13 protein-coding genes are annotated in these 15,361 nt (G+C 71.6%); 9 read left to right on the top strand and 4 right to left on the bottom strand.

From position 1 onward, the window contains the following. Positions 1-382: 382 nt before the first annotated feature. Together OIB37_RS29500 and OIB37_RS29495 are read right to left on the bottom strand one after the other, a co-directional pair. Positions 383-1,255: an inositol monophosphatase family protein gene (locus OIB37_RS29500; RefSeq protein WP_330460655.1), complete on the bottom strand. Its 873-nt coding sequence runs from the start codon at positions 1,253-1,255 to the stop codon at positions 383-385. A 200-nt stretch (positions 1,256-1,455) separates the two neighbouring features. Next, complete coding sequence (locus OIB37_RS29495) at positions 1,456-3,276, bottom strand: gamma-glutamyltransferase family protein (protein ID WP_330460654.1); 1,821 nt, start codon at positions 3,274-3,276, stop codon at positions 1,456-1,458. Positions 3,277-3,517: 241 nt separating this feature from the next. Here OIB37_RS29495 and OIB37_RS29490 point away from each other — a divergent pair, with 241 nt between their 5' ends. The 9 genes from OIB37_RS29490 to OIB37_RS29450 all read left to right on the top strand — a co-directional run bounded on the left by OIB37_RS29490 (position 3,518) and on the right by OIB37_RS29450 (position 12,591). Beyond that, positions 3,518-4,000 carry a hypothetical protein gene (locus tag OIB37_RS29490; protein ID WP_330460653.1) on the top strand — a complete coding sequence of 161 codons (483 nt, stop codon included), beginning with the start codon at positions 3,518-3,520 and terminating at the stop codon, positions 3,998-4,000. Positions 4,001-4,048: 48 nt separating this feature from the next. Further along, a complete protein-coding gene (locus OIB37_RS29485; RefSeq protein WP_330460652.1) occupies positions 4,049-4,390 on the top strand; it encodes a hypothetical protein in 342 nt (113 codons plus the stop codon). 150 nt (positions 4,391-4,540) lie between these two features. Further along, a complete protein-coding gene (locus OIB37_RS29480; RefSeq protein WP_330460651.1) occupies positions 4,541-5,812 on the top strand; it encodes a PucR family transcriptional regulator in 1,272 nt (423 codons plus the stop codon). 303 nt (positions 5,813-6,115) lie between these two features. After that, positions 6,116-7,876: a GMC family oxidoreductase gene (locus OIB37_RS29475; protein ID WP_330460650.1), complete on the top strand. Its 1,761-nt coding sequence runs from the start codon at positions 6,116-6,118 to the stop codon at positions 7,874-7,876. Between the two features lie 4 nt (positions 7,877-7,880). After that, positions 7,881-9,119, top strand: a complete 1,239-nt coding sequence (locus OIB37_RS29470) for an NAD(P)/FAD-dependent oxidoreductase (RefSeq protein ID WP_330460649.1) — start codon at positions 7,881-7,883, stop codon at positions 9,117-9,119. Positions 9,120-9,271: 152 nt separating this feature from the next. After that, positions 9,272-10,687 carry a fatty acid desaturase gene (locus tag OIB37_RS29465; protein WP_330460648.1) on the top strand — a complete coding sequence of 472 codons (1,416 nt, stop codon included), beginning with the start codon at positions 9,272-9,274 and terminating at the stop codon, positions 10,685-10,687. Between the two features lies 1 nt (position 10,688). Continuing rightward, positions 10,689-10,880, top strand: a complete 192-nt coding sequence (locus OIB37_RS29460; RefSeq protein WP_330460647.1) for a ferredoxin — start codon at positions 10,689-10,691, stop codon at positions 10,878-10,880. 285 nt (positions 10,881-11,165) lie between these two features. Continuing rightward, a complete protein-coding gene (locus OIB37_RS29455; RefSeq protein ID WP_330460646.1) occupies positions 11,166-11,852 on the top strand; it encodes a hypothetical protein in 687 nt (228 codons plus the stop codon). A 238-nt stretch (positions 11,853-12,090) separates the two neighbouring features. Then, positions 12,091-12,591, top strand: a complete 501-nt coding sequence (locus OIB37_RS29450; RefSeq protein ID WP_330460645.1) for a hypothetical protein — start codon at positions 12,091-12,093, stop codon at positions 12,589-12,591. Between the two features lie 94 nt (positions 12,592-12,685). On the opposite strand, the gene OIB37_RS29445 is transcribed toward OIB37_RS29450, so the two are convergent. Together OIB37_RS29445 and OIB37_RS29440 are read right to left on the bottom strand one after the other, a co-directional pair. Next, complete coding sequence (locus OIB37_RS29445) at positions 12,686-14,236, bottom strand: NCS1 family nucleobase:cation symporter-1 (RefSeq protein WP_330460644.1); 1,551 nt, start codon at positions 14,234-14,236, stop codon at positions 12,686-12,688. A 104-nt stretch (positions 14,237-14,340) separates the two neighbouring features. Next, on the bottom strand, positions 14,341-15,360 hold the full coding sequence (locus OIB37_RS29440; protein WP_330460643.1) for a TIGR03842 family LLM class F420-dependent oxidoreductase: 1,020 nt from the start codon (positions 15,358-15,360) through the stop codon (positions 14,341-14,343). Position 15,361: the final 1 nt, after the last annotated feature.

Genomic DNA, 15,361 nt, shown 5'->3' with positions numbered 1-15,361 from the left:
CGGTCTCAGGATAGGCCTGGGGACCGACATCGCCCGGGGCCGGGTGTCCAGGCCCCTGCGCCGGCCGGGACCGGGCGTCCTGACCAGCGGCGCCACCCCCGACCGCGCTCCTGACACCGGCCCCCGACCCTGACTCCGGCCTCGGCCTCGGCCTCGGCCCCCGACTCCAGTCCCGGACTAGGGGGTGTCGTTTGGGTCAGGTCGGATCAGGCCGCGGCGTCCGGTGCGGTGCCTCGCAAGGCGGAGGATCTGCCGCGTACTGGACGTACTCGGCCGATCCGACAACGCGGCGAGGTGCCGTGCCGGGCGTCGCGGACCCGAGCTGATCCAAACGACACCCCCTAGGTCCCGGACTCGACCCCGGCCGGCGGAGACGGCTGCCTCAGGCGCCGGTGCGCAGCATCTCCGCGACGCGGCGGGCGGTGGCGGCGTCACGGGCGGCGGTGAACGGCAGCGCGTTGCCGCCGGTCACGCGGAACGGCTCCCCCGACATGGTGAGATGGGTGCCGCCCGCCTCCTCGACCAGGAGGAGGCCCGCCGCGTGGTCCCAGGCCGCCTCCCAGTCGAAGGCGACGGCGTCCAACTCCCCCCGTGCGATGGCCAGATACTCCAGACCGGCCGCTCCGCAGGGGCGCGGGGCGACTCCGTCGGTCGCCAGGGCGCGCAGCGTGCGCTTCTGCTCGTCGGTGGTGAAGTCCGGGTGGGAGGTGGCCACTCGGAGGTCCTGGCCGGGTGCGGGCAGCCCGGCGAACAACCGCTCGCCGTCCAGGAAGGCGCCCTGCCCGCGCACGGCCGTGGCGAGCTGGTCCCTGGCGGGGGCATAGGTCCAGGAGGCGAGGACGGTGCCTCGGTGGGCGAGGGCGACGAGCGTGGCGAAGCCGTCGTCGCCGCGTACGAACTGCCTTGTGCCGTCGACCGGGTCGATGATCCAGACCGGTGCGTCGCCCTGGAGCGCGTCGTAGGTCGCGGGGTTGGCGTGCACGGCCTCCTCGCCGACGACCACCGAACCCGGCAGCAGGGCACCGAGGGTCCCGGTGAGCTGCCGCTCGGCGAGGCGGTCGGCGTCGGTCACCAGGTCGTGCGGCCCGCTCTTCTCGTCCACCTCGTGCTCGGCGAGCCTGCGGAAGCGGGGCAGGATCTCGGTCGCGGCCGCCTTGCGGACCGCTTCCTCCACGTCGCCGGAGTGGCGGGCGAGGAACTCTCCGCCGAGGACTTCGTCCAGGGGGGACCGCCAGGTTTCCGTGTCGTCGATCATGCCTCCATGAGACCACGCCGCTGTGACAATCCCCGCCCGGAAAGTGGAAGGCGGATGGAATCGGCATGAAGAACGGGGGCCGGGGACGGGGACGGGGGACGGGGACGGGAATGGGCCCTCAACGAGCAGCCCCTCCCCGTCAGCGCCTGACCACCTCCCCTCCCCCTTCCCGTCAACGCCCGGCCGCTCCCCCTTTCCCCTCAGCGCCCCACCGCGTACCCCTGCATCCCTCGCGGGTTGGCCGCTGCGGACAGCACGCCGGTCCTGGGGTCCCGGGACACCGCGCAGATGCGGCCCTCGGACCAGGCGGGGCCGACGGTGACGTCGTGGCCGCGGCGGCGCAGCCCCTCGACGACGGCGTCCGGCGTTCCGCCCTCCACGGTCACGCTGCCGGGACGGCGGTCGCGCGGGTAGAAGGAGCTGGGGAAGCTGTCGTTGTGCCAGTTCGGCGCGTCGACGGCGCCCTGCAGGTCGAGGCCGCCGCGGACCGGGTCGAGCAGGACTGCGGCGAGGAAGAAGTGCACCTGCCACTGGTCCTGCTGGTCGCCGCCGGGGGTGCCGAACGCCAGCACCGGCACGCCGTCGCGCAGGGCGAGGGACGGGGTGAGGGTGGTGCGGGGGCGGCGGCCCGGGGTGAGGGAGTTCGGCAGGCCCTCCTGCAACCAGGCCATCTGCAGCCGGGTGCCGAGCGGGAAGCCGAGTTCGGGTACGACGGGGTTGGACTGGAGCCAGCCGCCGCTGGGCGTGGCCGCGACCATGTTGCCCCAGCGGTCGACGACGTCGAGGTGGCAGGTGTCCCCGCGGGTGGTGCCGTCGGGGGCCACCCGGGGTTCGCCCGGCAGCTCCGCGACCGTCGGCTCGCCCGCGCCCATCGGGTTGAACCCGGCGCCAGTACCGGTCTTCGGGCACGCGTACGCCTGCGCGGGAAGAAGCGGGGTCCGTCCGCCCGGGCTGCCGGGGCGCAGCTCGTAGGAGGCCTTCTCGCCGACGAGTTCGCGCCGCCCCGCGTTGTAGCCGTCGGACAGCAGCTCGGCCAGGGGCACCTCGGCGGCGTCGCCGTACCAGGCCTCGCGGTCGGCCATGGCGAGCTTGCAGCCCTCGACCAGCAGGTGGACGTAGTCGGGTGAGCCGTAGGCGGGCAGTTCGGGCGGGAGCAGGGCCAGTTGCTGGAGGAAGGCGGGGCCCTGGCTCCAGGGGCCGGCCTTGCACAGGGTCCAGCCGTTCCAGTCGTACGTCACCGGCGCCTCGTACGACGCCGACCAGCCGGCCAGGTCGGACTCGGTGAGCGTGCCGGTGTGGCGTTCGCCGCTGGTGTCCATGGTCGGCCGGCGGGACTGCCGCAGCAGGGCCTCGGCGATGAACCCGGAGCGCCACACCTCGCGCGCGGCGTCGATGCGCGCCTCCCGGTCGCCCGCCCCCGCGGTCTCGGCGAGCAGCCGCTTCCAGGTGGCGGCGAGCGCGGGATTGCGCAGCAGTTCCCCGGGGCGGGGCGCCCTGCCGTCCGGCAGATACACCTCCGCCGAGGACGTCCACTCGGTCTCGAACAGCTCCCGTACGCTCTCCACGGTCGCGCCGACCTTCTCCACGGGGGCGTGCCCGTGTTCGGCGTAGCCGATGGCGTACTTCAGGACGTCGTCGAGGGACTTGGTGCCGTGGTCGCGCAGGAGCAGCAGCCACGCGTCGAAGGCGCCGGGCACGGCGGCCGCGAGCGGCCCGGTGCCGGGTACGAGGTCCAGACCCAGGCTCCTGTAGTGCGCGACCGTGGCCCCCGCAGGGGCGACGCCCTGTCCGCACAGCACGCGCACCTCGCCGCCGGCCGGGGCGAGCAGGATCGGCACCTCGCCGGCGGGTCCGTTCAGGTGCGGTTCCACCACGTGCAGGACGAACGCGCCGGCCACGGCGGCGTCGAAGGCGTTGCCGCCGTTCTCCAGGACCGCCATCGCCGACTGGGAGGCCAGCCAGTGCGTGGAGGACACCATGCCGAAGGTGCCTTGAAGTGTGGGTCGAGTCGTGAACTGCATCTCTCACCTCGGTGTCAGCGGACGTCGGTCGGCCCATCCAACATCAAAACGGTCCGCGGGGAGACGGAACGATCCGCGGGCCCCGTGGGTCTGACCGATGCTGTGAAACCTGCGCCTGGAGGGCCTGGTGTGTATGCGGTTGACTACGCGCAGTCGACGATGAAAGCGTGAAGCGGCGTCACCAAGGAGGCGCTCTGTACATCAACTCCCTGCTGACCACGGGGAGAACAGAGGGGAACACATGCTTCACAACTCTGCCGTCAAGGCAGCGCTGTCTGCCGCTGCCGTCGTATCGGCCCTGCTGATTCCGGCAGCCGGTTCCGCGTCCGCCGCACCCGCCGTCCCGGGAAAGACCGGCGCCGCGGCGGCCGACAGCTTTGACGCCAAGTGCAGGAGCCACAGCCGCAACTACGTCCTGAAGAAGTACTACCGTCAGGTGCCCGTCGGCCCGCCGTCCTTCTCCACCCTGCGCTGCGGCACCAGCACGTGGGGCTGGAAGCACATCAAGGCGGGGCACGGCTGGAACGCCGCCATGGACCGGAAGATAAGCGCTGCGATCGGGTCCGGGGACCCCAATGGCCGCGGTGGTTACTCGACCTACGCCAATCAGTGTCCGCGCGTGGAGAAGTTCCGCACCATCCTCGGCACCCCGGCCGGGAGGAACGACCTCCTGACGGCCTACAAGGTCGACCGGCCGGCCGTCGCCGGAGCCGCTCGCTGCTGAAACACTGTGTCGGGGTGCGGGCCTGAGGCGAAAGGGAGGTTGACCCCCGTGGACGGACAGACACCGGCCGAGCGGGCCCTGAGCCGCTCGTACGTCACCGCTGACGGACTCCGGTTCGACGTGACCGGAATGACGGTCGAGCACGATCCGGACCGCAGCGCGACGTTGACCTACTGGCTGACCGTAGGCCGCCAGGACCGCCCGGACGAACGCTGGGTCGTCACGCTGCCCTGGGACGACAGGTCCTGGGCGGATGTGCTCGCCTCACCCGCACCCCCTCCCGACCGACTGCTGCAGCTCGTGCACCTCGTCCACGCCCATCTGGAGGAGTGGTGGGACACGAAGGGACACAACCGGCGGTCGGCGAAGCTGGGACGGCGCCTCACCTGACCCGTCCCGCCCACACGGCCACCGCCTCCCTTCGCACCCAAGCCCCCAAGGCCCCTGGCGCCCTGGCCCCCTGGCCCCCTGGCCCCCTGGCCCCCTGGTGCGGAACGACGGGCGTTTCCAAAGAACTCCGCCGCTAGTACGCTCCGCGCTGTGCCTCTGCTGACGACGGACACACTCCGGTGCGCCGCCTCCTCCATGGTGCCGGACATGGACGCCCTGACCGGCTCCGTCGCGTTGTCGATCACGGCGGAACTCCCGGAGCTCGTCCAGGACGCGAGGACCGAGGAGGTCTTTCGGAGCACGGTGCTCGACAACGTCGTGACGGCGCTGCGCGTACTGAGTACCGGCCGTGACGACGAGGAGTTCGAAGCCCCGCCGGTCACACTGGAGTTCGCCCGGCGGCTCGCGCAGCAAGGTGTCCCGATCACGGCCCTGCTGCGGGCCTACCGGATCGGCCAGGCGGTCTTCCAGCAGCGGGTCATCGCCCGGATAGCGGCCCAGGACGTCACCGCGGAACAGGTCGCGGGCGCGACGATGGCACTGTCGTCGCTGGTCTTCTCCTTCATCGACCGGGTGTCCGAGCAGGTGGTCGCCGCGTACGTGCTGGAGCGCGACACCTGGATGCGGCACCGCAACGCCATGCGGCTCGCCCGGGTCCAGGCGCTGCTCGACGGCAGGAGTTGCGACACGGAGGAACTCGACACCGTGATCGGCTTCTCGTCCGCGCGGCCGATGGTGGGCGTGGTCGTGTGGTGCGGCCGTGAGACCGCCGAGCCGGACCGGCTGGGCAGACTGGAACGGCACCTGGACCGGCTGGCGTCCTGTCTGGGGACCGGCCCGCGGTCGGCCCTGTCCGTCGCGCCCGACGACTCGACCCTGTGGGCGTGGATACCGTGCAGGGCCGTCGACCTCGCGTCCGTGACCGCGCGCATGGACGACGCGCCCGGCGGCGTACGGGCGACCGTGGGGGATCCGGGGGCGGGGCTCGACGGGTTCCGCGTCAGCCATCGTCAGGCACGTCAGGCCCAGACGATCGCCCTCGCCGCCGGTCCCGGTCACGCACTCCCCCTCCTGACGTCGTCCCAGCTCGGCCCGCTCGCGCTGGTGTCAGCGGAGGTACGGGACCTGCGCACGTGGGTGGGGTCGGTGCTCGGTGGTCTCGCCGCCGACGACGAGAACTGCGCCCGTATGCGGGAGACGGTGTGGTCCTACCTGTCCAGCGGCAGCAGCCTCAACACCGCCGCGGCCGAACTGCACCTGCACAAGAACACCATCCAGTACCGGATCCGGAAGGCGGAGGAGACGCGCGGCCGGCCGATCTCCGAGGGCCGCATCGACGTGGAGGTCGCCCTGCTGGCCTGCCGGCTGCTCGGCAGCACGGTCCTGCGTCCGGTCCCGCCGGTCCCGCCGTCTCACCGCTGAACTCCCCGTCGCGGAACCGCCGTACCGCCGCGCACCGCTGAACCGCCGTACCACTGAACCGGGATACCGCCGTACTACCGAACCCGGATACCGCCGCACCGCCGAACCGGGATACCGCCGTACCTCCGTATCGCCGCTCCACCGGCCGTGCGACCGCGCGCCGTTGTGCTGGGGAACAGTCGCGCGGCGGAGCATCCGTTCCACGGACCGATGACCCTCCGCGGGCCGCGGCGAAGACTTGCGGTCGTGGGTGAGCCCCACTCGCCCCGACCGTCTTCGCGACGACACCTCCCGGAGGACCGCATGCCCGAAGCCGATCCCGCCCCCGCGGCGGCACCGCAGGCCGACGAGGACGCGTACGACGCCGACGTCCTCGTCATCGGATCCGGGTTCGGCGGATCCGTGAGCGCGCTCAGGCTGGCGGAGAAGGGCTACCGCGTCACCGTCCTGGAGGCGGGCCCACGCCGTACCCAGGAGACGCTCCCCCGCACCTCCTGGGACGTCCGCGACTTCCTGTGGGCTCCGCGCCTCGGCTGTTACGGCATCCAGCGCATCCACCTGCTGCGTGACGTCGTCATCCTGGGCGGCGCGGGCGTGGGCGGTGGCTCGCTGAATTACGCCAACACCCTGTACGAGCCACCGCGGCCGTTCTTCGAGGACCGCCAGTGGGCACACATCACCGACTGGCAGGCGGAGTTGGCGCCCCACTACGACCAGGCCCGCCGCATGCTCGGTGTCACGCGCAACCCGACGGTGACCGCGGCAGACACCGTGCTGCGCGAGGTGGCGCAGGAGATGGGCGTCGGCTCGTCGTTCAGCCTCACTCCGGTCGGCGTCCTCTTCGGCGAGCCCGGGAGCACACCGGGCACGGTCGTCCCCGACCCGTACTTCGGGGGCGCGGGGCCGGCCCGGCGCACCTGCACCGAGTGCGGGTCGTGCATGACGGGCTGCCGCGTCGGCGCCAAGAACACCCTGGACCGCAACTACCTGTTCCTCGCGGAGAGACTCGGCGCCCAGGTCGTGCCGATGACGACCGCCTTCGACGTGCGGCCCGCGACCGGCGGAGGGTGGGAGGTCCGTACGGTCCGCACCGGCCGGTCCCGGCGGCGCGGCAGGAACCTCCGCACCTGGCGGGCCCGCGAGGTGATCCTCGGCGCCGGCACGTACAACACGCAGAAGCTGCTGCACCGGGCCCGGGCCACCGGGGTGTTGCCGGACCTCTCGCCGAGCCTCGGCCGGCTGACTCGCACGAACTCCGAGTCGATCCTCGGCGCCAAGTCCTCACGCCGGGACGTCGACTTCACCCGGGGCGTGGCCATCACCTCGTCGATCCACCCCGACGCGCACACGCACATCGAGCCGGTCCGCTACGGCAGGGGAAGCAACGCGATGTCGCTGCTGCAGAACGCGCTGACCGACGGCGACGGGCGGGCACCGCGCTGGCTCACCTGGCTGGGGACCGTGCTCCGGCACCCGCGCAACCTCACGTTCTTCTCTCCGCGGCACTGGTCGGAGCGGACGATCATCCTGCTGGTGATGCAGACGCTGGACAACTCCATCACCGTCTTCGGCCGGCGCACCCGTACCGGCCGCTTCCGGCTCACGTCCGGCCCGGGGCACGGCGAGCCCAACCCGACGTGGATCCCCGCGGGCAACGACGCCGCCCGGCGGGTCGCGGCGAAGATCGACGGCGTCGCCGCCGGCAGCACCGGCGAGATCTTCGACATCCCGATGACCGCGCACTTCATCGGCGGCTGCACGATCTCCGACGACCCGGACCGCGGGGTCATCGATCCGTACCACCGCGTCTGGGGCTACGACGGGCTCCACATCGTCGATGGGTCGACGATCTCCGCGAACCTCGGCGTCAACCCCTCGCTGACGATCACCGCGCAGGCCGAACGCGCGATGGCGTTGTGGCCGAACAGGGGGGAGCGGGATCCCAGGCCACCGCTGGGCGCGCCGTACCGGCGCGTCGACGCGACCGCCCCGCGCAGGCCGGCGGTCCCGGAGGGCGCGCCCGCGGCGCTGCGGCCGGCGTCCCCTTCCGGAAGCGGGGTCTGACGCCATGCGGGAAGCCGGACTGCTGGTCGTGGGAGCTTCGCTGGCCGGGCTGCGCGCGGTGGAGGCCGCCCGCGCCACCGGCTACTCGGGTCCGATCACCCTGATCGGCGCCGAACGCCACCTGCCGTACGACCGGCCGCCTCTGTCGAAGGCGTTCCTGCGGGACGAGGAGCCCGCCGTGCCCACGCTCGCGGACGCCCACGCGCTCGCCGCCCTGAACGTCGATGTGCGGCTCGGCGAGGCGGCCGACGGCCTGTGCCTGGAGGAGCGCGAGGTCATGGCCGGCGGCCGGTGCGTGCCGTTCGACTCACTGGTCATCGCCACCGGCTGCGCACCCGTCACCCTCGCGGGCACCGAGAGCATGGCCGACACGGCCGGCATGAACGGCGTGAACGGCGTGCACACCCTGCGGACGCTCGACGACGCTCGCGCGGTACGACGTCACGTGCTCGCCGGCGCCCGCACCGTGCTGGTCGGCGGCGGCTTCATCGGCGCGGAGGTCGCCACCGCCCTGCGGGCGCGGGGCTCGTCGGTGACGATCGTCGAGGCGGCCGACGTACCGCTCGTACGCGCCGCGGGGCGGGTCGTCGCACCGCTGCTGGCCGCGTTGCACGCCCGTGCCGGAGTCGACCTGCGCTGCGGCGTGTCGGTCCGGCGGGTGAGCGATGGGCCGGACGGCAGGCGGGTCGTGCTGTCGGACGGTTCCGTACTGACCGCGGACCTGGTGCTCGTCGGCGTCGGCGCCCGGCCGACCACCGGCTGGCTGGCCGGTTCGGGGCTGGGCGTGGACGACGGTGTGCTCTGCGACGAGACGCTGCGGGCGGCCCCCGGCGTCTACGCGGCCGGCGATGTGGCCCGCTGGCACAATCCGCTGTTCGGCACGGCGATGCGGCTGGAGAACCGGACGGCGGCCGCCGAACTCGGCGCCGCGGCGGGACGTCACGCGGTCGATCCGTCGGCGGCGACCGCCGTGTCCGCGGTGCCCTACTTCTGGTCGGACTGGTACGGCTCCCGCATCCAGATGGTGGGCGTCGTCGAGGCCGACGAGGTCCATGTCGTGGGCGACCCGGACGGCGGGTCCTGGGCGGCGCTCCACCGCAGAGGTGACCGCGTCGTCGGGGCGCTGACGGTCGGCCGGCCCCGGCAGATCATGAAGTACCGGGCCATGATCGCCCGTCGGGCGCCCTGGACGGTGGCCCGCGAGTTCGCGGGCGCGCCGAGCGGCGTGGGGGGAAGCGCGTAACGGCCCACGCGACGGACGCGCACTCGTGGAACGCGCCGTGTCCGCCCCGCGCGTCCGGGCGCGCCGGGCCCCCTCCCTCCTCGCCTTGCCCCTCCCTCCTCCCTCCTCACCGTCCCCCTCCCCCGCATCACCTCTCGTCGCCAGGAGGCGCCATGAAGGCCTACCCGCTCGCCACCGCGATCGACGGAAAGGAGGTGTGGTGGGACCGGAAGCGCTACCTCTGGATCCTCGGCCTCGTCGTCCCCTCGCTGCCGTTCCTCGCCGGCCTGCTCCGGGCGCTGACCGGACACGATCTGGTCCTCTGGCTCGGGCCCGTCGTACTGCTCACCGTCGTCCCGCTGATCGACCTCGTCGCCGGGAACGACCCGAGCAACCCGCCCGACGAGATCATCGACGCGCTCGAGGAGGACCGTTACTACCGCTGGGTGACGTACCTGTACCTGCCCCTGCAGTACGGCGGTTTCCTCTACGGCATGTGGCTCGTCGCGGCCGGCGGCGTCTCGGCCGAGGGGCGGATCGGCATGGCGTTCACGCTCGGCACGGTGGCCGGTGTCGCCATCAACACCGCGCACGAGCTGGGCCACAAGCGCGACGACCTGGAACGCCTGCTCGGCAAGATCGCCCTCGCCCAGTGTTTCTACGGCCACTTCTACATCGAGCACAACCGCGGCCACCACGTCCGCGTCGCCACCCCCGAGGACCCGGCGTCCAGCCGCCTGGGAGAGAGCTTCTACCGGTTCTGGCCCCGTACGGTGTCCGGCTCGCTGCGCAGCGCCTGGCAAGTCGAGCGGAAGCGCTACGCGCGCAGGGACACGCACCCGTTCCGGCTCGGCAACGACGTCCTCAACGCCTGGCTCATGTCGGCCGTGCTGTGGGGCGCGCTGACCGTGTGGCTGGGCCCGGGCGTCCTGCCCTACCTGGTGGTCCAGGCCGTGTTCGGCTTCTCCCTGCTGGAGATCGTCAACTACATGGAGCACTACGGCATGCTGCGGCGGAAGGTCGCGCACGGCAGCAGGCAGCGCTACGAGCGGGTCACGCCCGCGCACTCCTGGAACTCCAACAACATCGCCACCAACGTCCTGCTCTACCACCTGCAGCGCCACAGCGACCACCACGCCAACCCGACCCGGCGCTTCCAGACGCTGCGGGACTTCGAGGAGAGCCCGGTCCTGCCGACCGGGTACACGGGGATGATGGTCGTCGCGCTGTTCCCGCCGCTGTTCCGGCGGCTCATGGACCCGCGGGTGGTGGCCCACTTCGACGGTGACGTCCGCCGCGCCAACGTCCAGCCCGGCAAGCTGGAGAAGCTGCTCGCGAAGTACCCGGTGCCGCCAAAGGCCGCTGCCGTCGTCGACGGCGTCGACCGTTCGGCCCGGACCTTCGCCGACGGTGTCGAGGCCGCCCGCTGCCCGGGGTGCGGCCACACCTACGTGGTCGCCGAGGGCGACGAGCTCGAAGGCTTCGCCGCCGGCACCCCGTGGAGCCTGATCCCCGACGACTGGACCTGCCCGGACTGCGGTGTCCGCGACAAGGTCGACTTCGTTCCCCTGACCCGAGAGGCTCTCTGACATGCGCATCATTTCCGACCTGCACCTGTGCGAGGGCCTCGGCATGTGCGAGGCCATGGCCGACCAGTACTTCGAGGTCGGCGACGACGGCCAGGTGCACGTGCTCGACGACCGGCCGCGGGACCACGACAGGCAACTCGTGGACGCCGCGGTGAAGTCCTGCCCGGTCTCCGCCCTGCGCCTGGGGAGCTGAGACCCACCGAAGCCGTCGCCGGCCGGCGCGGAGGCGCGTAGGCGGGGAGGCGGGGGCTGGGAGACGGGGGCTGGGAGGCCCGCAAGCCCGAAGGCACGGAAACCCGGAAGCCAGGAGGCCAGGGGACAAGGCGGGCACACCGGACGGCGGCGCCGGGGGTCTGTGTGACCGCGTGGGCACGCAGCGAGTTTTCCCTTCCGCCTCACAGTCAGTCATGTGAGACTGTCGAACGCGTCCACCCCGCGGATCCCCCGTCCGCACCCCCTCCCCCACGAGAAGTGAGCCGTGCGTTCCCTTCCTCTGCCGCTCGCCCTGTCCGCGCGTCTGTCGCCGGTCGTCGTGCTCGCCTGTGTGGGCTGGACGATGGCCGGGGACCCGGCCCCGCCGGCCGACGCCGCCCACCAGTCGGCCGGACAGCACCCGGCCGACTCGGCCTCCGCCCCCTCCTCGGACTCCGCGGCCTCCTCCCCCGGCCCCGCGACGAAGACGTACGCCAACGCGCCCGCGCCCTGCACCGGCGTGCCCGTGGCGACCATCAAGTCCCTGGTGCCCGGGGCGAAGACGGCGGGCAAGGAGATTCCGTCCACCGACTCGTCCCTGCGCCGCACCTGCTCCTGGAACGCCCTGGACGGCTACAACTACCGCTGGCTGGACGTCTCCTACGAGATCTCCGCGTCGGACCAGGCGGCGACGAAGGAGTACCAGCAGCGCGTCGAGGACAAGAGCGGCGGCGGATCGGTCCCGGGGATCGGCGACGCCGGATACTCCGTCGTGAACCTCAGCACGGAGGACAAGCAGCAGACCCGCGAGGGCGTGGTGATGGTTCGTGTCGCCAACGCCCTGGCGGTCGTCACCTACAGCGGCAGCGACTTCGAGTCGAAGAAGGCCCCGAGCACGGACGTGATCAACAAGGGAGCCATCAAGGCCGCGAAGAGCGCTGTGGCCTCCCTCCAGAACGCCAAGTCCGGTTGATTCGCAGCCCGTTCTCGCGTCCTGCCATGCCGCCTGTCCCCCTCACGGCCACGCCGGGCGCCCGATCGCGCCCAACCGGTTTCGCCCGATGTCCGGCGAGTGCGCCGATCGACGGCTCCCGGCAGCCCCACGCCCCGGCCCGACACCGGGCATGCCCTGGGGAACAAATTTTCGATGATGACGCCAGAGGCGCCCTACCATGGGCGAGGCGCGAATGATCAACGAATGAGGGGGACTCATGACTGGGACCATCGCGGTGTACGCGGAGCCACCGCGGCTCCGCCGGGGCGGGACGTTCAAGGTGGCGATCGACGGGGTGACGGTCGGCCAGGTCAGGCAGGGTGATGCAGCCCGTTTCCCGGTGGCGGCCGGCAGGCACACGGTCCGGGTCCTCGCGAAGGACCGCACCCGCTCCAACACGGTGACCGTGGACGTCGCCGAGAACCAGGACTTCCTGGTCACGACCCGGAGCACCGGGCTGATGGTCGCCACGCTGCTCCCGTTCCTGGCAGGCGCCGCGTTTCCCCATCTCTACGTGATCGGGGCCGTCCTGCTCATCGCTGCGGTGTTCTACGCCGTCCCCGGCCTGCTGTTCCGGGTACGAGCCGACGGCGACACCGAGCGACGGGCCTCTCGGGCGAGCGGCGAGACCGCTGACGAGCTTCCGAACGGTTCCGGCCTGTGGTGGGAGTCGGACCCGGTACTCGCCAAGCGGTACCGTAAGGATTCCGCCTCCTGACGATCCCGGCGTTCGGCCGGCTCACGGCCCGCACACGGGCGCGTGCACAACCCGCTGTGCACGCGCCCCGAGTGCTTGCCGGCCGGTCTGCGGCTCAGACGTCCTCGTTCCGCCCGCTGCCGAGGCTGAGCAGGGTGTAGAGCAGTACGGCGGAGGCCAGGCCGACCGCCCAGCCGTAGTCGGCCAGTGGCTTGAGGAACGGGATGACGCCGTCGGCGGGGAACGGGCCCTGCTTGACGCCTCCGACGACCGTCGAGTACGAGCCGCCGACGGCCAGGACACCACCGACCACGAAGGCCGCCACCGCGCGCAGGTTCCAGCCGCCGGTGTACCAGTACCGGCCGTCGGACCGGTACAGCTCCCCCAGTGCCAGGCGGGTACCGCGCACGATCCAGTAGTCGGCGACGAGGATGCCGGCCACCGTGCCGAGCAGGCCCCCGACGAAGCCGAGCCACGTGAAGATGTACACGTGCGGGTTGGCGATGAGCTTCCACGGCATGATCAGGATGCCGACGACTCCGGTGATGAGCGCGCCGGTGCGGAAGCTGATCAGTCGCGGCAGCAGGTTGGACAGGTCGTACGCCGGGGAGACGACGTTGGCGGCGATGTTCACCGACAGGGTCGCCACCATCACGATCAGCAGCGCGAACAACGCGCCGACGGTGTTGCTCATCTTCGCACTCAGGGCGATCGGGTCCCAGATCGGCACCCCGTAGACAGCCTGCGAGCCGGACGTGACCAGCACCGACAGGACGGCGAAGAGAGTCATGGTGGTCGGCAGACCCAGCGCCTGGCCCCACAGTTGGGCGCGCTGGCTGCCGCCGAAGCGCGTGAAGTCGGGGATGTTCAGGGACAGCGTGGACCAGAAGCCGATCATTCCCATCAGGGAGGGGAAGAAGACCTTCGCGAAGTCGCTGCCCCAGCCCAGGCGCGAAGGCTGGTCCAGGAGCGGGCCGAAGCCGCCCGCCTTGGCGGCCATGACGCCCAGCAGCACCAGCGCGCCGACGATCACCAGCGGTGCCGCCCAGTTCTCCACCCGGCGCAGGGTCTCCATGCCGCGGGTGATGATGGCCACCTCGATGAGCCAGAAGGCCACGAACGACAGCCACTGGGTCCACGGCGTGCCCGATATCGCGCCGGCGTTCAGCCAGCCGTGGCCGAACAGTTTGCCGGCGAGCAGGAAGATGCCCTCGCCGCCGATCCAGGTCTGGATGCCGAACCAGCAGCAGGCCACCGCGGCTCGCACCATCGCGGGCAGGTTCGCCCCGCGCACCCCGAACGAGGCCCGCGCGAACACCGGGAACGGGATTCCGTACTTGGTGCCGGCGTGGCCGCTGAGCAGCATCGGGACGAGCACGACCACGTTCGCCAGCGCGATCGTCAGCACCGCCTGCTTCCAGTCCATCCCCAGCGCCACCAGCCCCGAGGCCAGCGTCCACGAAGGAATGCAGTGCGCCATTCCCACCCAGAGGGCGAGATAGTTGTAAGTCCCCCATGTCCGGCGCTCGATGGCGACCGGGACCAGGTCCGCGTTGGCGAAACGCGAATCGTCCAGCACCGCCGGATCGGACAGGGCGACCCGGCCGTCCGGATACACCTGCTGCGCAACGGCCGGATGGGCCAGGGTTCTTTCACTGGAGGACAACGGAGACCACCTCGTATCTCGGAGATCCGTGCGAGGACATGAACCCTTCCCCCTTCCCGGGCAGCGGGAAGGGGGAAGGGGGACGATCAACCGGTCTGGTGGGGTCAGCCGTTGACGGCCGGGATCACCTTCGTGCCGTAGGCGTCGATGGTGGCTTCCTGGGCGTCGTGCATGTCGTACACCGCGAACTGGTCGACGCCCAGCTCGCGCAGCGCCTTGAGCTTTTCGACGTGTTTCTCGACCGGGCCGATCAGGCAGAACCGGTCCACGATCTCGTCGGGCACGAACTGGGTGTCGGGGTTGCCGCTGCGGCCGTGGTGCGCGTAGTCGTAGCCCTCGCGGGACTTGATGTACTCGGTGAGTTCGTCGGGGACCTGGGCGGAGTGCTCGCCGTACTTGGAGACCAGGTCGGCGACGTGGTTGCCGACCATGCCGCCGAACCAGCGGCACTGCTCGCGGGCGTGGGCGAGTGCCTCGGGCGAGTCGTCCTCGGTGACGTAGGCGGGCGCGGCCACGCAGATGGTGACCTCGGCGGGGTCGCGGCCGGCGGCCACGGCCGCGGCCTTGACGGCCTTCACCATGTACTCGGTCAGGTAGAGGTCGGCGAGCTGGAGGATGAAGCCGTCGGCCTCCTCGCCGGTCATCTTCAGCGCCTTCGGCCCGTACGCGGCCATCCACACGGGGAGTTCGGCGCCCTCCGCGACCCAGGGGAACCGGATCTTCGTCCCGCCGAGGTCGGCCTCGTCACCCCGGCCGAGGGAGCGGATGACCTTCATCGCGTCGCTTATGCGGGCGAGGGTGTTGGGCTTGCGGCCGGCGACGCGCATCGCGGAGTCGCCGCGGCCGATGCCGCACACGGTGCGGTTGCCGAACATGTCGTTGAGGGTGGCGAAGGTGGAGGCGGTGACCTCCCAGGTGCGGGTGCCCGGGTTGGTGACCATCGGGCCGACCTTGATCCGGTCGGTGTTCGCCAGGATCTGGCTGTAGATGACGAACGGCTCCTGCCACAGCACGGCGGAGTCGAAGGTCCAGCCGTAGGTGAAGCCGTTGCGCTCGGCCCGCTTCATCAGGCTGACGACGCGGGAGGCGGGCGGATCGGTCTGCAGGACGAGTCCGAAGTCCATG

Source organism: Streptomyces sp. NBC_00820 (genome assembly GCF_036347055.1).
In the GTDB taxonomy this organism is placed as follows: domain Bacteria; phylum Actinomycetota; class Actinomycetes; order Streptomycetales; family Streptomycetaceae; genus Streptomyces.
Note: the sequence above shows the minus strand (reverse complement) of the source record. Positions and strands in the feature narration are given on the sequence as shown.